17 protein-coding genes are annotated in these 17,618 nt (G+C 34.3%); 5 read left to right on the forward strand and 12 right to left on the reverse strand.

Annotated features, from left to right (window positions below):
- Window positions 1-141 precede the first annotated feature (141 nt).
- Complete coding sequence (locus tag FLACOL7796_RS00785; protein ID WP_173968836.1) at window positions 142-1,029, reverse strand: SAM hydrolase/SAM-dependent halogenase family protein; 888 nt, start codon at window positions 1,027-1,029, stop codon at window positions 142-144.
- A gap of 212 nt (window positions 1,030-1,241) precedes the next feature.
- On the opposite strand from FLACOL7796_RS00785, the gene FLACOL7796_RS24565 reads away from it, so the two are divergent.
- Both FLACOL7796_RS24565 and FLACOL7796_RS00790 read left to right on the forward strand, forming a co-directional pair.
- Window positions 1,242-1,895: a carboxypeptidase-like regulatory domain-containing protein gene (locus FLACOL7796_RS24565; protein ID WP_197913306.1), complete on the forward strand. Its 654-nt coding sequence runs from the start codon at window positions 1,242-1,244 to the stop codon at window positions 1,893-1,895.
- A 151-nt stretch (window positions 1,896-2,046) separates the two neighbouring features.
- Window positions 2,047-3,897, forward strand: coding sequence for a TonB-dependent receptor plug domain-containing protein (locus FLACOL7796_RS00790; protein ID WP_197913307.1), 1,851 nt, complete (start codon window positions 2,047-2,049; stop codon window positions 3,895-3,897).
- 172 nt (window positions 3,898-4,069) lie between these two features.
- Here FLACOL7796_RS00790 and FLACOL7796_RS00795 read toward each other — a convergent pair whose 3' ends face one another.
- The 6 genes from FLACOL7796_RS00795 to FLACOL7796_RS00820 form a co-directional block, all read right to left on the reverse strand.
- Window positions 4,070-4,723 carry a CoA transferase subunit B gene (locus FLACOL7796_RS00795; protein WP_078006684.1) on the reverse strand — a complete coding sequence of 218 codons (654 nt, stop codon included), beginning with the start codon at window positions 4,721-4,723 and terminating at the stop codon, window positions 4,070-4,072.
- A gap of 91 nt (window positions 4,724-4,814) precedes the next feature.
- The gene (gene bla, locus FLACOL7796_RS00800; protein ID WP_173968838.1) at window positions 4,815-5,717 is read right to left on the reverse strand and encodes a class A beta-lactamase, subclass A2; all 903 of its coding nucleotides are present in this window, start codon (window positions 5,715-5,717) and stop codon (window positions 4,815-4,817) included.
- A 163-nt stretch (window positions 5,718-5,880) separates the two neighbouring features.
- On the reverse strand, window positions 5,881-6,582 hold the full coding sequence (locus tag FLACOL7796_RS00805) for a CoA transferase subunit A (RefSeq protein ID WP_173968840.1): 702 nt from the start codon (window positions 6,580-6,582) through the stop codon (window positions 5,881-5,883).
- Between the two features lie 315 nt (window positions 6,583-6,897).
- Window positions 6,898-9,201, reverse strand: coding sequence for a penicillin-binding protein 1A (locus FLACOL7796_RS00810; RefSeq protein WP_173968842.1), 2,304 nt, complete (start codon window positions 9,199-9,201; stop codon window positions 6,898-6,900).
- 12 nt (window positions 9,202-9,213) lie between these two features.
- Window positions 9,214-9,693: a gliding motility lipoprotein GldH gene (locus FLACOL7796_RS00815; RefSeq protein WP_173968844.1), complete on the reverse strand. Its 480-nt coding sequence runs from the start codon at window positions 9,691-9,693 to the stop codon at window positions 9,214-9,216.
- Complete coding sequence (locus FLACOL7796_RS00820; RefSeq protein WP_173968846.1) at window positions 9,677-11,050, reverse strand: PSP1 domain-containing protein; 1,374 nt, start codon at window positions 11,048-11,050, stop codon at window positions 9,677-9,679. Before FLACOL7796_RS00820 ends, FLACOL7796_RS00815 begins: the two co-directional genes overlap by 17 nt.
- Window positions 11,051-11,360: 310 nt before the next feature.
- On the opposite strand from FLACOL7796_RS00820, the gene FLACOL7796_RS00825 reads away from it, so the two are divergent.
- The 3 genes from FLACOL7796_RS00825 to FLACOL7796_RS00835 are packed head-to-tail and all read left to right on the forward strand — an operon-like array spanning window position 11,361 to window position 13,679.
- Entirely contained in the window at window positions 11,361-12,065 is a 705-nt protein-coding gene (locus tag FLACOL7796_RS00825; RefSeq protein WP_173968847.1) for a hypothetical protein, read from the forward strand.
- Window positions 12,066-12,102: 37 nt separating this feature from the next.
- A complete protein-coding gene (locus FLACOL7796_RS00830; protein WP_173968849.1) occupies window positions 12,103-13,149 on the forward strand; it encodes an XAC2610-related protein in 1,047 nt (348 codons plus the stop codon).
- A 35-nt stretch (window positions 13,150-13,184) separates the two neighbouring features.
- Window positions 13,185-13,679, forward strand: coding sequence for a hypothetical protein (locus FLACOL7796_RS00835; RefSeq protein ID WP_173968851.1), 495 nt, complete (start codon window positions 13,185-13,187; stop codon window positions 13,677-13,679).
- A 51-nt stretch (window positions 13,680-13,730) separates the two neighbouring features.
- On the opposite strand, the gene FLACOL7796_RS00840 is transcribed toward FLACOL7796_RS00835, so the two are convergent.
- The 5 genes from FLACOL7796_RS00840 to trhO all read right to left on the reverse strand — a co-directional run bounded on the left by FLACOL7796_RS00840 (window position 13,731) and on the right by trhO (window position 17,466).
- Complete coding sequence (locus tag FLACOL7796_RS00840) at window positions 13,731-13,961, reverse strand: ferredoxin (RefSeq protein WP_173968852.1); 231 nt, start codon at window positions 13,959-13,961, stop codon at window positions 13,731-13,733.
- Window positions 13,961-15,202, reverse strand: coding sequence for a peptidase U32 family protein (locus FLACOL7796_RS00845; protein WP_173968854.1), 1,242 nt, complete (start codon window positions 15,200-15,202; stop codon window positions 13,961-13,963). Before FLACOL7796_RS00845 ends, FLACOL7796_RS00840 begins: the two co-directional genes overlap by 1 nt.
- 18 nt (window positions 15,203-15,220) lie before the next feature.
- Window positions 15,221-15,430 (reverse strand): hypothetical protein, encoded by a 210-nt coding sequence (locus tag FLACOL7796_RS00850; protein WP_173968862.1) that lies wholly within the window; start codon window positions 15,428-15,430, stop codon window positions 15,221-15,223.
- Window positions 15,431-15,647: 217 nt separating this feature from the next.
- The gene (tnpA, locus tag FLACOL7796_RS00855) at window positions 15,648-16,082 is read right to left on the reverse strand and encodes an IS200/IS605 family transposase (RefSeq protein WP_173968864.1); all 435 of its coding nucleotides are present in this window, start codon (window positions 16,080-16,082) and stop codon (window positions 15,648-15,650) included.
- A 25-nt stretch (window positions 16,083-16,107) separates the two neighbouring features.
- A complete protein-coding gene (trhO, locus tag FLACOL7796_RS00860) occupies window positions 16,108-17,466 on the reverse strand; it encodes an oxygen-dependent tRNA uridine(34) hydroxylase TrhO (RefSeq protein WP_173968865.1) in 1,359 nt (452 codons plus the stop codon).
- Between the last annotated feature and the right edge of the window lie 152 nt (window positions 17,467-17,618).

A 17,618-nucleotide genomic window follows, 5' to 3' on the forward strand; every position in this document is an offset into this window, starting at 1 on the left:
TTAAACAAGAAAATTCGTGTTAAATAAAATAAATAAAAACATTTTTTTTTAAAGTATAAAACAAAAAAGGCCGGAAGAATAATCTTCCGACCATGACTACTCAAATGAGCGGTTTTTATTTTATATGAAATATCCAATGAATTATTTGCTTAACAAAATACTCCAGTCAGCTCCGCTGTAAATTTTATGTTTTGCTGAGAAACTTCCCTGATTAACAGCTAATGAAAAATTTAAAAGACTATTAAAGTAACAAACATCAGTACCCACCTGAACCTCTCCAAAAGTATGTACCAGTTTCAATTTTCCTTCGTATGCTTTTTTAGTTCCGTTAAAGATTTGGATTTTAACGAAATCACCCGCTTTTAAATCCAGATTAGCGAAAGTTTTCTTGTCGATATTCGTCCAAACGTTTCCGTATTGGATATCTAAAATCGGAATTCCGCCTTTGATGATTCCTTTTTCGAAAACCGGTTTTTGGTAATCAATTTTTACTACTTCGTTTGGTAATTTTGGTCCAACTTCTTCAAAAGTAATAGTTTTAGATGCTAAACGAGCTCCTGTAAAAGCGTAAACATCACGACCATGAAAAGTATACGATTCGTTTGAATTCTGACGACGGTTTTTTACTTCATCAATCTCACGAATTTCCTGAATCCCTAATTGTTCTGCAATTAAAGTTAAAGTTCCGTTATCCGGAGTTACAAAATAATGACCAGATTTAGTTAACAAAACTACAGAATGTCTTGCTGTACCTACTCCCGGATCACAAACAGATACAAATACAGTTCCCGCAGGATAGTATTGAGCTGTTTGCGACAAACGATATGCTGCTTCCCAAATATTAAATGCCGGGATTTCATGAGTTACATCAAATATTTTAATATCGGTCGAAACTCCCATTGCAACCCCTTTCATAGCAGATACTGCTCCATCTTTCAAACCAAAATCTGATTGAAAAACTAATACATTATTTTGTGCGAAACCATTAAGAGTAATAGCACACAAAAAAAGTAATAAACGTAATTTCATTTTTTCTCTTTTTAAATTTTCAGCAAAGATATTTCATTAAACTTAAAAATTGACCCTAATATATTAGAAATAATATCATTTTATAAATCGATTTTGATTATTTACAATTACATTTGCATTTTATTCATTATCCTATGTAAATAGTAGACAAATAACTTTTCTATTGGATCTTTTTGAATAATTACTAAATCAAATACAAAACTAAATTATCAATGAGAAAAAAATTAAAAATTGTCATAACAGCAATTCTTACTTTATCCAGTACTTTATTTTTTGCGCAAAGTCACGAGATAAAGGGAACGGTTACGAATGAAAACGGAAATCCTTTAGAATTTGCTACAATCTTAATCAAAGGAACTCACATTAATGCTACAAGTGATGCTTTAGGAAAGTTTACCATTAACGCTTCTACAAATAATCCAACGCTTATTGTTTCGTTATTTGGCTATCAAACCAAAGAAATTGTTGCAAAAGATCACGTTATCGAAGTACAATTGGCTTTAGAAAACAATAGTCTTGACGAAATTGTAGTCGTAGGAAGTAGAAATCCGAACAAAAGTAAATTGGAAACAGCAGTTCCGGTTGATGTTGTAAATCTGGCCAAAATCAGAAATACAACTCCACAAACTACTACAAACGATATCCTTACGTATTTAATTCCGTCATTCAATTCAAACCGCCAATCTTCTGCCGATGGTACTGAACATATTGATCCGGCTTCTTTAAGAGGTTTAGGTCCTGATCAGGTTTTGGTTTTGATTAACGGAAAAAGAAGACATACTACCTCAATTAGTAAATTATCAAAATACAGTTGGAAACGGTTCTGTTGGTACAGATTTAAGTGCAATTCCTGCTTCGGCCATTAAAAGAATTGAGGTTTTACGAGATGGTGCTGCGGCTCAATACGGTTCTGATGCGATTGCGGGTGTTATTAATCTGGTTTTAAAGGATAATGCAGGTTTAGAAGTTAATGCCACTTATGGTTCGACATCAAGAAATGATGGTCAAACTACAAATGTGAACTTAAACTACGGTACAAAAATTGGCAATAAAGGTGGTTTTATCAACCTTTCGGCTGAATTTAATGACCGCCAGAAAACAAATCGTTCCCAAAATAATAACCTGATCATTTTCGATCAATCGGCTGAAGATAATTTCTTTGCTTATGATTTTGCTAATGATCCTGCACAATCACGTCAGATTGATGATAATTTATTAGCTCAAAATGGTTTAACACGTGACGATTTTAATTTTCAGATTGGAGATGCAAAAATCCAGAATATTCAGGGATTCTTTAATGCATCGATTCCGTTAAACGATCAAATTGAGTTTTATGCAAACGGTGGTGTGAGTCATAGAGAAGGTACTGGTTATGGTTTCAGACGTTTGCCAAGTGAGACTGAAAATGTTGTAGCGTCGATTTTTCCTTTCGGATTTCAACCTGAGTTGAACTCTGTAGTAACAGATCTTTCTTCTTCAGTTGGTTTTAAATTTAAATTTGGAGAATGGAAATTAGACGTAAGTAACACGATTGGTGAAAACAAATTTGTTTATGATGTATCGAATACCAACAACGTTTCGCTGGGAGATAACGGACAAACTGACTTTAAAGCCGGAAACCACTCTTTCTTGCAAAATACTGTAAATGCTGATATCTCGAGATTGTACAAAGATATTTTTCATGGTTTGAATGTTGCTTTTGGAGGTGAATATCGTTTTGAAAAATACAAAATCGTTCCGGGTGAAGAGAACTCTTACATCAATGGCGGAGCACAATCGTTTCCTGGATTTTCTCCTTTGAATGAAGTGAACGAAAACAGAAACAGCGTTGGCGTTTATGCTGATGTTGAGGCTGATGTTACTGAAAAATTATTGATTGGAGTTGCGGGTCGTTACGAAGATTATACTGATTTTGGAAATACGATTAACGGAAAATTATCTGCGAGATACAAAATCTTAGATAATTTATTTGTTCGTGGAGCGATTAGTTCTGGTTTCAGAGCACCGTCATTGCACCAACAATATTTCAACAATATTGCAACTGATGCTGTTGACGGACAAATCCTGAACTCAGGTATTTTTAGAAATGATAGTCAGGTAGCGAAAGAATTAGGAATTCCGAAATTAAAAGAGGAAACTTCCAGAAACTACAGCTTTGGTGTTGTTTATTCTCCAACGAAAAAATTACATATTACGGCTGATTATTACCACATTAGAATTGACAATAGAATCATTCTTACAGGAAACTTAGGAAATGACGCTGAAGGAAATCCTGTTCCGGCACTTCGCGATTTGTTTGCGCAATACGGCGCACAAACGGGTCGTTTCTTTACCAATGCCATCAATACCACTACAAACGGAGTTGATGTTGTGATTGATTATGATATGAATATTGGTCCGGGAAAAATGAATCTTTCGTTATTGTACAACTACAACGACAATAAAGTTGATGATCAGTTGAATAACATTCCGCCTTTATTTGCAGGTCAGGAAGATGTATACTACGGACCTCAGGAAAGAAGTCTAATCGAGACGAATACGCCAAAACACAAAGGTACTTTTGCCATTAATTACAGTTTAACAAAATGGAATTTCTTATTGAGAAATACTTATTTTGGACAAGTGATTCGTGATGGTTTCCCTTTTGGAGGCATCCAGAAACATAACGGAAAAGTAGTTACAGATATTACGGTTGCTTATAAACTGACTCCAAAAATTCAGATTGCTTTGGGAGCGAACAACTTATTTGATATTTTCCCGGACAGACAAATTTACGAGAACAGTTATTATGGCGTATTTAAATATGCTCCTGTTCAAATGGGAACTACCGGAGCTTATTACTTTGGTCGTATGAGTTTTACATTGTAAATTATTTAACCGCAAAGTTCGCAGAGTTTTATATACTGCACGATTTAATCTCGCAAAGGCGCGAAGTCGCAAAGTTTTTATAAAAATAAAGCCGCTCAATTAAGCGGCTTTATTTTTATACTTACTGATTCTGCAAATTATCTTTGCGACTCTACGCCTTTGCGGTTAAAATCTAAATTGCCATTTCAGGAATTTCTCCTTCAATAATTAAATCAGCTTCAGTCGAAGCGATGATGTGCTCGACAGAAACACCTGGCGCGCGTTCTAAGAGCTTAAAACCTTTTTCTGTTACTTCGAGAACTGCTAACTCAGTTACGACCTTTTTAACGCATCCTACACCGGTTAATGGCAAAGTACATTTTTTTAATATTTTAGATTCTCCTGCTTTATTCACGTGCATCATGGCCACGATGATATTTTCGGCGGAAGCCACCAAATCCATCGCGCCTCCCATTCCTTTTACCATTTTGCCCGGAATTTTCCAGTTGGCAATATCTCCGTTTTCAGAAACTTCCATCGCGCCCAAAATCGTTAAATCTACTTTTTGACTGCGAATCATTCCAAAACTAAAAGCGGAATCAAAGAAACTCGCTCCCGGAAGTGTGGTAATGGTTTGTTTTCCTGCGTTGATAATATCAGCATCTTCTTCTCCTGCAAAAGGAAAAGGTCCCATGCCCAAAACACCGTTTTCACTCTGAAACTCAACCGCAATATCTTCGCGCACATAATTCGCAACCAAAGTCGGAATTCCGATTCCTAAGTTCACAAAATACCTGTCTTTTACTTCTTTTGCAATTCGCTTTGCAATATCTTCTTTTGTTAACATATCTTCAATGTGTCAATTTGGAAATTAGATAATTAGATAATGCATTACTTTGCGCAATCAATATCAATTATCTAATTATCACATTTTCTAATTATCTAATTTGTTCTGTTTTCTTTACGAAATAATCCCAGGTTGCTTTTGTAATATCTGCAATTATTTTTTCTGTATCTTCTTGTTTTTCTGTGATGTTTTTTAAATAAACGGACAGAATAAAATGTTTCCCATTTTGAAGTTTTACAATTCCAATATCGTTCATTGCTACTCTCAAATTATCATCATTGGTTCCTGAAATTCCTGTTCTGTGTGCTAGTTCCGTATTTTCAGGAAGTCCGGCTTTCATCCAGGTTAAACCTCTTGATGTTTCAACCATTATTTGATACAAATATTTTGTGGTGCTTTCTTTTAGAATTTCTCCTTTAAAAAACTTTTCAAGCAAGGCTGTTGTTGCTAAGGGAGTGGTTGTATTTACATAAAGATTTTTCCAGCTTCTCATTTGGTTTTCGTTTACTTTAATCACAAAGTCCTTAATTCCTTGTTGATTGATAAACTTTTGCACAACTTTTGTTCCTCCAACCAAATCAATAAGTATATCACATCCATTGTTATCACTATGCGAAACGGTATATCTTAATAACTTATCTAAAGTTAAATTCACATTTCCATCCGGATAATCTTCCCTCATTGGGCTCCAGGTATTTTCGTGTAAATCTTTCTTTCTAATAAAAACTTCCTGTGTTAATGAAAGTTTTCCTTCATCTACTTTGTTTAAAACTGCCAAAGCAATATGAAATTTAAAAACACTCATCATTGGGGCTTTCAGGTTTCCGTTGATACTTAAAGTATCTTTATCTTCAATACCTTTTATCGAAATTCCGACTGTTGCATTTTTAGACGAAATGATCTTATTTAATTCTTGTCTCAATTCATTTTTTGATTGCCCAAAAGCCGAAAACGACAGTACTGAAAACAGGATTATATTAAAAAGCTTTGTCATAGTCTATTTTTAATGTGCCAATTAGTCAATTTGATAATTAGATAATTTTTTACTTAAAGTAATTAATAATAAAAGCCTAATTTTCAAACATTAAACAAATTAAAGCAACTTTATTGCAATAATGTTTTTAATTATCTAGTTGACAAATTATCTCATTATCTAATTAAGCTTTCTGTCTCACAGTTCTTTGTTCAATACGCTTTTCAAATTTTTCTCCCTGAAAGATACGCTGCACCATTATTCCCGGAATATGAATTTGATTAGGATTTAAAGTTCCAACCGGAACTAATTCCTCTACTTCGGCAATGGTGATTTTTGCGGCGCCCGCCATACATGCATTAAAGTTTCTGGCTGTTCCTTTAAAAATAAGATTTCCGGCTTCATCTCCTTTCCATGCTTTTACAATTGCGAAATCAGCCTTAAAAGCTTGTTCCATAATATGCATTTTTCCGTTGAACTCGCGAACTTCTTTTCCTTCGGCAACTTCGGTTCCGTAACCTGCCGGCGTAAAGAAAGCTGGAATTCCGGCTTGAGCGGCACGACAACGTTCTGCTAAGGTTCCTTGTGGAGTCAATTCAACTTCAAGTTCACCTGAAAGCATCTGACGTTCGAATTCAGCGTTTTCTCCAACATAAGACGAAATCATTTTTTTGATCTGTTTTTTCTGCAAAAGCAATCCCAAACCAAAATCATCTACTCCGGCATTGTTCGAAATACAAGTTAAATCTGAAATAGATGTGTTTACTAAGGCTGCAATTGTATTTTCGGGAATTCCGCATAAGCCAAAACCACCAAACATAATGGTCATTCCGCTTTCGATTCCTTGTGTAGCATCCTGAACGTTATTTACTTTTTTTGTAATCATAACAAAAGGGTCTTTATTACTGTATATTTTTGATAAAAATAAGATTTTTAGATTAAATTATAACGATTTCGTAAAAAATAAATCCAGTTTTTAACCGCAAAGTTCACAAAGACAAAACCGCAAGGTTCGCAAAGTTATTTTATAAAATGCAAACTGAGCGAACCTTGCGTAAACCTTTGCATTCTTTGCGATTAGATCTATACTCGTAATTTCTATTTTTAAAATTATCAGAATTTAATCCAAAAAAAATCCTTTTGCTTTCTTCTAAATTAATAGAAGATCACAAAAGGATTTTTATATTATAAAGAACTTAAACTACAGTTCGAATTCGTCTGTATTTTGTTCTGTTGCTGTTGTATCTTTTACTTTTGGAGCGCTATAGCAATCTACTTTTATCGAAAGATTTGCTGGTCGCTCAAACTCTGATTTTGAAACCTGAAGTCCAGGATCTGCATAACAAAGTTTCATGAAATAACCCCAAATTGGTAAAGCAGCGGTAGCACCTTGTCCGTAAGTTAAACTTTTAAAACGAGCCGAACGATCTTCGCAACCCACCCAAACTCCTGTTACTAAGTTTGGCACCATTCCCATAAACCAACCATCAGACTGATTTTGTGTTGTTCCGGTTTTACCCGCAATGGCGTTTTTAAACATGTACGGATATCCTGTCCAGCGATTATCTCCACTTCCTCCGCCTTGCGTACGTAAACGTGCACCAGAACCGGTTTCAGTAACTCCCTGAAGTAATTTTATTACTGCAAAGGCAATATCTTTATTTAAAACGTCGTGAGACTCCGGAATTGGCTCGTAAATAACCTCTCCGCTTTTATTCTCAATACGGCTTAAAAATTGTGGTTTTACATATACTCCCTGATTGGCAAATGTACCATAAGCAGCAACCATATCTTCAACCGTAATATCTACTGCTCCCAAAGCAATCGAAGGCTGTGCAGGAATCTCAGTTTTAACCCCTAATTTGTGTGTTAATTCAACAACAGCTTCAGGTCCTACACGGTCTATCAATTTAGCCGAAATAGTATTAATAGAGTTCGCCAAACCTTGTTTTAAAGTTACCATTCCGCGGTATCTGTTGTCGGAGTTTCTTGGCTCCCAGTCAGCAGTAACATTATGACGCCCTTTGTGAATCATAAACGGTCCGTCAAGAATAGAATCGCAAGGAGACATATTCAATTGTTCAATAGCAGTTGCGTAAACAAACGGTTTAAATGTAGAACCTACTTGTCTTGCTCCCTGCCCTACGTGATCGTACTGAAAATATTTGTAATTGATTCCACCAACCCACGCTTTGATATTTCCTGTTTGAGGCTCCATCGCCATTAAACCAGATTGTAAAAAGTGTTTGAAATAACGGATAGAATCAAGTGGTGTCATTACCGTATCACGTTCTCCTTTCCAGGTAAACACACGCATTTTTGTTTTTACTTTGAATGAAGCAATGATATCATCTTCGCTTTTATCCATATCTTTCATGATCGCCCAACGCGTAGAATTTTTCATCGCCTGCATCATGATTCTATCTGTTTCAGCTTGCGTAATGTTTACGAAAGGCGCATTTTTATTGGTTTTCATTTCAATAAAAAATTGCTGCTGAAGGTTTTTCATGTGTTCAGAAACTGCTTCTTCGGCATGTAACTGCATTCTTGAATCGATAGTAGTATAAATTTTCAGACCGTCTTTATAGATATCATAATCAGATCCGTCTGGTTTTTTATTTTCTGCAACCCATTTTTTCATGTAATCACGAAGATATTCTCTGAAATAAGTAGCAGTTCCTTCGCGGTGACTTTCTAATTTGAATTTTAAAGCGATCGGTAAAGCTTGTAATCTTAATTTTTCTGCAGTCGTAATCATTTTTGCTTTTTCCATTTGAGAAAGCACTACGTTACGACGATTTTTTACTCCTTCAGGATTACGAACCGGATTGTATAAACCAGAGTTTTTGAACATTCCGACTAAAATAGCCGACTCGTCCATCGTTAAATCTTTAGGATCTTTTGAGAAATAAGTTTGTGCTGCAGAACTTACTCCAACAGAATAATTTCCAAAATCATAAACGTTGCAATACATGGCCAAAATTTCATTTTTGGTATATTGACGTTCCAGACGAATGGCAATAATCCACTCTTTTATTTTTTGTACAATCCTGAACGGAAGAAATTTAGATCCTTCTCCGTGAAACAACTGTTTGGCTAATTGTTGTGTTAATGTACTCGCTCCACCATTGGTACCTAAACTAAAAACAGCTCTTAAAGTTCCGCGTCCGTCAATACCTGAATGTTCGTAAAAACGCGCATCTTCAGTCGCTACCAAAGCTTCGACTAAACTTTTTGGTAAATCTGAATATTTAAGTTGTGATCTGTTGGTTTTAAAATATTTACCAATCACTACTCCATCAGATGAAATGATTTCTGTTGCCAGATTAGAATCCGGATTTTCTAAATCTTCAAATGAAGGCATTGATCCGAATAATCCCCATGAGGCAAATAAAAAGAAGGCTAAAATACCCAATAAGGTATAAGCAAAAACTCGCCAGAATTTCTTTTTATAGTAGTTAATATCCTTATTACTATTAGGTTGATTGTTTTTCTTGATGGCCATATAACTATTTTTCTAATCTTTTTGTTCTATTCTAAAACCTACATCTGTAATACCTTCTAAAGCCTGAACTCCAGGGATTTTTCCTGATTCTCTAACAGCTTGTTTGATGTGTACTTTATATTTTCCTTTAAACTTTACATCTTCTTTATAATAAAGTTTACTTTCTTTTATATCAGTAAAACCGTTTCCTAACAAGGTTCCGTCCGGCTTTGCCATTTCATATTCTAAAGTATCTACTTTAGTGAAACCGCTAGGTGTTTCTATAGCCACAATTAAAAACAAATTTTTGAAAGGATAATTATTGTTGTCCCTTAAATTTATAAATAAATTGTACTTTTTGGTTGAATCTAAAACTGGCAGATCAAAGGTTACAATACTGTCTTTGTTCCAGGCACTTCCAACAGATTTGTACTCATCGAATACTCTTTTTTTATCACACGAAAAGAAAAGTATCCCTACCAAAAGAAGAATCGCACTATTTTTTATTCTCATTTTTAGTAATAATTATAGGTTTTCTAGGTTCAGCCGGTTTATTCTCATTCGTGTTATTCGAATTGTTCGGTTTATTCGAATTGTTCGGTTTATTCGGCTTGTTATTATTATTCGGTTTGTTTCCTTTGTTTGGATTATTCCCTTTATTCTGATTTCCTCCAGCAGGTTTGTTTTGATTTGAAGCTGCCTGAGGTTTGTTTGGAGTTGCCACAATCGCTGCTTCGGCATTTGGTTTGCGTTTGCGATTTGGTTTTTTCTTCCTTTTTGGCTGATCAAAACGTGTTAAACTTTCCTGACCCATTGCATTATTAAAGTCTTTTTCAGGTTCTGAAACTACTTCGATCGCAAAATCTTCAAGAGATGAAACTTTGTTTTTCTGTTTGTTCTCCGCAATAATTTCTTTTACCTGATCAATTTTTAAAACATGCCAGTTAGCAAAATTATTCGTGTAAGCAAACCACATTAATCCTTTAAAAATATCTTGTTTCTGACAGATTGCATCTCCTTTTTCAGTCACTAATTTAGTGTCATAATCCGGAAAATCTTTTAATGCATCCATGTAAGTATCAAGCTCGTAGTTCAGGCAACACTTTAATTTTCCGCATTGTCCTGCCAATTTTTGAGGATTCAGCGAAAGCTGTTGGTAACGTGCCGCTGATGTATTTACACTTCTAAAATCTGTTAACCAGGTAGAGCAGCAAAGTTCTCTTCCGCAAGATCCAATTCCGCCTAAACGAGCTGCTTCCTGACGGAAACCAACTTGTTTCATTTCTACTCTGGTACTGAATTCTTTAGCAAAATCCTTAATTAAAAGTCTAAAATCGACTCTGTCATTTGCCGTGTAATAAAAAGTTGCTTTAGATCCGTCTCCCTGAAATTCGATATCAGAAATTTTCATCTCTAATTTATGCTGAATTGCCAATTCACGCGCACGAACTTTCATAGGTTCCTCACGATCACGTGCTACAGACCAGATATCAATATCTTTTTGAGAAGCTTTTCGGTAAATTTTAGGTACTTCGTTACTTTCAGGATTTACCCCTTTTTTCTTCATTTGAATTTTAACCAATTCTCCTGTCAAAGTAACAATACCAATATCATGTCCTGGTGATGCAACAGTTGCTACAATATCACCTATGCTTAATGTTAATTTTTCTGAATTTCTAAAGAATTCTTTACGTCCGTTTTTAAAACGAACCTCAACACAATCAAAAATAGCCTCTCCATTAGACGGACTCATGTTCGCGAGCCAGTCAAAAACCGTCAATTTATTGCAGCTATCGGTGCCGCAAGTCCCATTATTTTTACAACCCTTTGGTGCGCCACCATCTGAGGTTGAACAACTTGTACATGCCATAATTATATATGTAGTGTTGCATAAAAGCAACTTAAGTTCATAAACGTTTGATCGGTAAAGATAGTATTTTTTTTAGTTTGCTTTTTATGCATTAATACTAATGCTTCGTTAAATACAAAAGCGTGCAATCTTTAAGGCAAAATAAGATTTTTTTATAACAGTATTAGACTGAATTTCTCAAACGCAAAAAATCTTTTACTTACTATTCTTTTGAGACTTTCCTCTAATAGCACATTTTAGTTATTTTCTTTACAAAACTAAAAAATTACCTACAGAATACTATATTTACACTTAGTAAATACACGATTAGATGAAGTTTTTTTCTATACTTTTTTTCTTAATTTTTAATTGTTCTTTTGCACAAACAGAAAATGATTCTGTCCAGCATCTCGTTTTTAAAGTCCATTTTCCTCCTGCTTCATTAAGCGTCGAGGATATTGATTTTACTAAAGAAAAGCCTGAATGCGAATTTGAATTAAAAGGAAAAATTCCGCTAAAATATTCTTTTCGTTTACAAAATGATTCTCTTGTATCGCTTTATCAATTAAAAAATAAAGAATTTACATTTCAGGAGAATATGAGTTATCAGCCATTTTTTTGGCTTTTTGATAATGATCTTCTTTTTTCAAATTTTAGAATTGTTGATTTTGATAATGATGGCGATGAAGACCTCTTGTGTTGGGTTGCTTCAAATGTAAATGGAAATCAATGGACAATCATTTTTATTAATGACCAAAGGCAGCAAAAACTCGTTAGACTTTACAATACCGCTGACGATACAGATATTTGGAGCAAACCTGAATTTGACAAAGAAAACAATGTTATAAATACAGAACTTTATGGAAGTGCTTTTGGAGTTTCTGAAGAAGGTAGTTATAAATTACAAGAAGATCTGAGCATTATACCATTAAAAAAACATTACCAGGATCGAACCGGAAAAAAAACATTTGATTATGAATATGTGGGGAAAAACAACAAATGGAAATTAAAGTCCAAAACCAAATCAAAAGAATAAATAAACATACGCCAAATAATCCCACAAACATCTGAACATGAAATCAAAAATTTGCTTTATACTCTTTCTTTTTGCCGAAATATATACCCTACAAGCACAAAAAGCTTTCACAATTAATGATTTCACAAAAGGTTATACGTTGTATTTTGCCCAACAAACAGTAAAATCAGAAATAAAAGAATATTACAGGCTGACAGAAAATGAAAGTAAAAAAGTAGTACTGGAATACGGCTCGAAAGAACTTTCGAAATCTCAAATAAGTAAAACAGCAAAGACAATAGCATTCAAAAGCCTTAAAGATATAAACATCCGTGTACTCGGTGATGTGAATTTTGACGGCAGATCCGACATCATTATTTTTGGAACAGCAATTAATGATGACGAAGGCTGCTACACACCGCAACCAAACGTATATATTTTTATTAATACACCAAAAGGTTATATTCCTAGTGCAAGCATAAGCGATATTTATTATAATGCTTTTTGTGTACGTGGTGGCTCATTTGATATTGACACTAAAAACAAAAGACTTATTACCTGGAGCAGTGGCGGAGCTGCACTTCATGCCGGAGCATACTACAGCGTTTCTGGCACCGAAGTAAAACTCCTTTCAGACTTTGAAGAAGATGGTTTTACACAAACGCCTTTTTATAAAATAACGGGAAAGAAATGGGAAAACAACAAATATGTTCCTTTTACTTCTTTATCTGTTTATGAACCTAATCTGGATACATTACTTGTTTTTGATACCAAAAATGGCAAAGGCCGCATATTATTATTTAAAGCAAATAACGTTTTGTATTATGCTTTTCGACAAAACGACGAATATAAATTTGTGTCTTTTGCACATCCTTCTACTCCTGAAAAAGCAAGTAAGGCCATATTCAAATTCAGAAAACAAAATACAGGTAATGAATTGGAATTTAATAGTGGAAACATAAAATATACCTTATACGAAACATCAAATTCTGTTGGTATTAAAATAAATGTAAACGGAAAAATATCTGACTGGCAAGGTGTAGGTAAAAAAGGAACTTTAGCTTCATTATCAAATGCTAAGTTTGTAAATCTTGTTAAAGAATAAGGATTTAATTCCAGTTAAAATAAAAACATTATTAAATGAAAAAGAATTTATTGCTATTATCTCTAATTATGATTATATTTTCTTGTCACAAAACGGAAGTCATAAAAATTGCCATCAAAACCAACAATAAAAAAACTACTACAAAAGACACAATTGATCAAGCTCAAAAAGATAAAGTTGATGATACTGTAAATTGTATTGATGTTGTTATAGAAATTTTGACAACTGCTCCTTCTTATGTAGAAGACACAAAAGGTCTATATGAAGCAGTTGTAAAAAATGGAGGAACTTCTATTGGAATTACAATAGAAGGAAGTCCTAATCCAGAAAGAGATAAAGCCCTTGATTACTCCAAAAACTATGTATTAAGTCTTCATGAAACTTATCCTGACCGAATGCCTACAATAGCAAGATATACATTTGATCCGTCTAAAAATGAGCTTTATGAATATAACACTGCAGAAGATTCTTTAATGCCCATTACTTTTAATAAAGATCTGCTTTTAAAATATCACAAAACTTGCAAATAAAACAAAAGAGCCACAAATATGTGGCTCTTTAAATTTATATTAAACAATAATCTACGTTTCCTTAACCGTAATAATCTTCACCGGACAAGCTTTTGCTGCCAGCTCAAAACTTTCAACAATGGCATGATTATTAGATTTTAAGGTAAAAAATCCTTTTGCATCTTTCGAATGAATCAATACCGATTTCCCGTCTTTTTTAGACATTTGAAAATGTACCGGATCCATTTCGACGCAGTAATTACAGCCAATGCATTTATCTCTTTGTAGCGTTACAATAACCATTATGCCTCCACGATTTTATATAATTTGTCCGACATTCTAATTCTAAACGGAAGTTTGAAAGTACAATCATCGCCTTTTGTAGCCTTTTCAGAAACCAAATCATTTACCAGCATTTCGTTGATAATCATTTCTTGCGCTCCTGTACTCGGCCCTGTAACTAAAATTCTATCGCCAATTTTAATGTCGTAAGCTTCAATTTTAAATTGCCCTACTTCTACTTTCGGGAAATAATGTGTTCCCTTCCCTACGTAAACCTTCTTTTGCGTTGCTGCCGATCCCGGTATATCGCTCCATTCTCCTAATTCCTGCCCTAAATAATATCCTGACCAAAAACCACGATTGTAAACTGTGTTTAAGGCTTCCATCCAAACAGCAACTTTTTCTTTAGAAAATGTTTTGTCATAATAGGCATCAATTGCTTCACGATACGTTTTAATAACCGTTGCCACATATTCTGGCGCACGACCACGACCTTCTATTTTTAGAACCTGAATTCCAGAATCAATTATCTGATCTAGAAAATCTAGCGTGCATAAATCTTTAGGTGACATTAAATATTCATTATCAACTTCGATTTCAAAACCAGTTTCCTGATCGATAACGGTATATTTTTTTCGGCAATTTTGCTTGCAAGCACCACGATTTGCAGATGAATTATGCGAATGCAAACTCAAATAACATTTTCCTGAAACTGCCATACACAAAGCACCGTGACCAAAAATCTCAATTTCTACTAAATTGCCATTCGGACCTTTTATCTGCTCTTTTTCTATTTGATCTGTAATACTTTTTACCTGTCGCAAGCTTAATTCACGGCTTAAAACCATAGTATCTGCAAACAAACTATAGAATTTTATGGTTTCGATATTCGTTACATTCAATTGTGTTGAAATATGAACTTCCATACCAATTGTTCTTGCCATTGCAATTACGGCCTGATCAGATGCAATTACAGCTGTTATATTGACTTCTTTGGCTTTGTTTAATAATGTTCTTACAACGGACAAGTCATGATCGTAAATAATCGTGTTTAAAGTCAAATAGCTTCGTACGTTTTTAGCTTCACAACGATTGGCAATTTCCTTTAAATCATCAATAGTAAAATTCACCGTTGAACGCGCGCGCATATTAAGTTGTTCTACGCCAAAATAAATCGAATCTGCGCCATTATCGAGCGCTGCCTGAAGTGACTCAAAGCTCCCGGCAGGAGCCATAAGTTCAATTTTGTTATTAAATGTCATTTTTATTTGTATTGTTTCCTAACGATTGAAATCATTAGTAGTGTTATTGTTGTTGTTGTTGTGGATTTTCTTTTTTTCCTGTGGTTGAAACCACAGACTATGTTTTTTATTTGCGTATGTTTTATCAATATAGCCTGTGGTTTCAACCACAGGGGAAGTATCGTTGAACATTTTTACAGCTTGTATTCTCGTTGTCGATTTTCGTTGCGTTCCTGTGGTTGAAACCACAGGCTATGTTTTTTCTTTGCGCATGTTTTATCAATATAGCCTGTGGTTTCAACCACAGGGAACGTATCAATAAACATATCTTATAGCTTGCATTCTCGTTGTCGATTTTCATTGCGTTCCTGCGGTTGAAACCGCAGGCTATGTTTATGCATTGTTCATGTTTTTCCAATATAACCTGTGGTTTCAACCACAGGGAACACACCGTTGAGTTTAGCAATCATTTATTTCCCAATCCATGTAATTTCACAAAATCATCAAATTCATCTTGACCATTCTTTTTAAGATGATGGTGTTTTTGATTTTTGATATAATTGAAAACAATATCAAGCTGAGATTCACTAACAGAAAACGCGGCAAAGCCTCTTTGCCAGGCAAATTTTTCAAGGATAAATTCTCCTTCATTCATAAAATGAGAAGAACTTCCTTTTATTTGCTTTACAATATCTGAGATAGTTTTTTGTGGATTTTGTAAAAACAGAACATGTACATGATCCGGCATTCCATTAATGATTCTAACAGGGCATCCAAGGTCAGTTAAATCTTGACAAATGAAATCATAGAGTTTTTTCTCAATTGAATAATCAATTAATTCCTGACGGTTTTTGGTTGCCCAAATTACATGAGTCCATAATTTGGTAAAAGATTGTGACATAAATAAATTAGCATAAAATTTTATGCTAATTTACAATTTTATACAATTTATCTGACAAACGAATACGGAAAGGAACTTCAAAAGTAACTCTATCTCCAATTTTAGCAGTAGTGGCTTCTGCTTCGTTAACGATCATTTTTTCCAGAATTAATTCCTGATTTCCTGTAGTAGGTCCTGAAATTAAGATTTTATCACCGCTGTTTAATTCGTGGTTTTCAATAGTAAAGAGACCAACTTGCGCTTTTACATAATAATGTTCTGCTTTACCAAGAAGTACTTTTTTTACTTTTATTTTTTGACGAATATCTAAGGGCTTTTCGGCTGTAGCCAAAGAAGTATTAGGCAATTCACCAGAATGTTTGAATTTTAAACTATCTGATTTTCCTTTTCTAAAAACCTTGTTTCCAACTTGTTTTCCGGTCCTTAAACGAACCTGATCAACGAGAGGCATGTGGATAATGTCCAGACATTCTGTAGAACAACAATTTTCCATTGCAGCTTTACATTCATCACATTGAATAAACAATAAATGACATCCGTCGTTTTCGCAATTGGTGTGATTATCGCAAGGTTTTCCGCATTGGTGGCATTGAGAGATAATATCTTCGGTAATTCTTTCACCAAGACGATTATCAAATACAAAGTTTTTACCAATAAATTTGCTTTCCAGACCTTCTGCTTCAATTTGTTTGGCGTAATTAATGATTCCGCCTTCTAATTGATAAACATTTTTAAAGCCCTGGTGTTTAAAGTACGCACTCGCTTTTTCGCAACGAATTCCTCCGGTACAATACATTACCAGATTTTTATCTTCTTTATGGTTTTGAAGTTGATCGTTGATTATTGGCAAACTCTCTCTAAAAGTTTCAACATCTGGAGTAATTGCGCCTTTAAAATGTCCTACTTCACTTTCGTAGTGATTTCTAAAATCTACTACAATCGTATTTGGATCGTCTAAAATTTCGTTGAATTCTTTGGCTTTCAAGTGAACGCCAATATTAGTTACATCAAAAGTCTCATCATTCAAACCGTCGGCAACGATTTTATCACGAACTTTAATGGTTAATTTTAAAAATGAATGATCATCATGTTCAACCGCTTCATTCAAACGAATGCCTTTCATGAAATCATATACTTCCAGAGTTGCTCTAAAAGTTTCCAAATTTTCTTCAGGAATACTCATTTGAGCATTTATTCCTTCAGTTGCAACGTAAATTCGGCCTAAAGCATCGAGCTTATTCCAGGCTACAAATAAATCATCGCGAAATTTTTTGGGATCTTGAATTTTGGCATACGCATAGAAAGACAACGTGAGTCGTTGTTTACCGGCATCATCGATCATGATGGCTCTTTCTTCTGCGCTTAAAGTGTTATACAGTTGCATGCTATAAACAGTTTTTAAGTTTAGAAATTATTTTTTTGAGCGGCAAAGGTAGAGAAAAAGGTTCAAAAAGACAAAGGTTTTGTCAGGTTGAAAGGTTTTGAGATACTTTATAAAAACAAAAAAGCATCAGCCGCGGCTGATGCTTTTAAAAT

Origin of the sequence: Flavobacterium bizetiae, from assembly GCF_902804475.1 — a bacterium.
Taxonomy (GTDB): Bacteria; Bacteroidota; Bacteroidia; order Flavobacteriales; family Flavobacteriaceae; genus Flavobacterium; species Flavobacterium bizetiae.

Bases quoted from the DNA above. Each gene is read 5' to 3' on its own strand.
- FLACOL7796_RS00785 (WP_173968836.1), bottom strand. From the start codon at position 1,029: ATGAAATTACGTTTATTACTTTTTTTGTGTGCTATTACTCTTAATGGT.
- FLACOL7796_RS24565 (WP_197913306.1), top strand. From the start codon at position 1,242: ATGAGAAAAAAATTAAAAATTGTCATAACAGCAATTCTTACTTTATCC.
- FLACOL7796_RS00795 (WP_078006684.1), bottom strand. From the start codon at position 4,723: ATGTTAACAAAAGAAGATATTGCAAAGCGAATTGCAAAAGAAGTAAAA.
- bla (WP_173968838.1), bottom strand. From the start codon at position 5,717: ATGACAAAGCTTTTTAATATAATCCTGTTTTCAGTACTGTCGTTTTCG.
- FLACOL7796_RS00805 (WP_173968840.1), bottom strand. From the start codon at position 6,582: ATGATTACAAAAAAAGTAAATAACGTTCAGGATGCTACACAAGGAATC.
- FLACOL7796_RS00810 (WP_173968842.1), bottom strand. From the start codon at position 9,201: ATGGCCATCAAGAAAAACAATCAACCTAATAGTAATAAGGATATTAAC.
- FLACOL7796_RS00815 (WP_173968844.1), bottom strand. From the start codon at position 9,693: ATGAGAATAAAAAATAGTGCGATTCTTCTTTTGGTAGGGATACTTTTC.
- FLACOL7796_RS00820 (WP_173968846.1), bottom strand. From the start codon at position 11,050: ATGGCATGTACAAGTTGTTCAACCTCAGATGGTGGCGCACCAAAGGGT.
- FLACOL7796_RS00825 (WP_173968847.1), top strand. From the start codon at position 11,361: ATGAAGTTTTTTTCTATACTTTTTTTCTTAATTTTTAATTGTTCTTTT.
- FLACOL7796_RS00830 (WP_173968849.1), top strand. From the start codon at position 12,103: ATGAAATCAAAAATTTGCTTTATACTCTTTCTTTTTGCCGAAATATAT.
- FLACOL7796_RS00835 (WP_173968851.1), top strand. From the start codon at position 13,185: ATGAAAAAGAATTTATTGCTATTATCTCTAATTATGATTATATTTTCT.
- FLACOL7796_RS00840 (WP_173968852.1), bottom strand. From the start codon at position 13,961: ATGGTTATTGTAACGCTACAAAGAGATAAATGCATTGGCTGTAATTAC.
- FLACOL7796_RS00845 (WP_173968854.1), bottom strand. From the start codon at position 15,202: ATGACATTTAATAACAAAATTGAACTTATGGCTCCTGCCGGGAGCTTT.
- tnpA (WP_173968864.1), bottom strand. From the start codon at position 16,082: ATGTCACAATCTTTTACCAAATTATGGACTCATGTAATTTGGGCAACC.
- trhO (WP_173968865.1), bottom strand. From the start codon at position 17,466: ATGCAACTGTATAACACTTTAAGCGCAGAAGAAAGAGCCATCATGATC.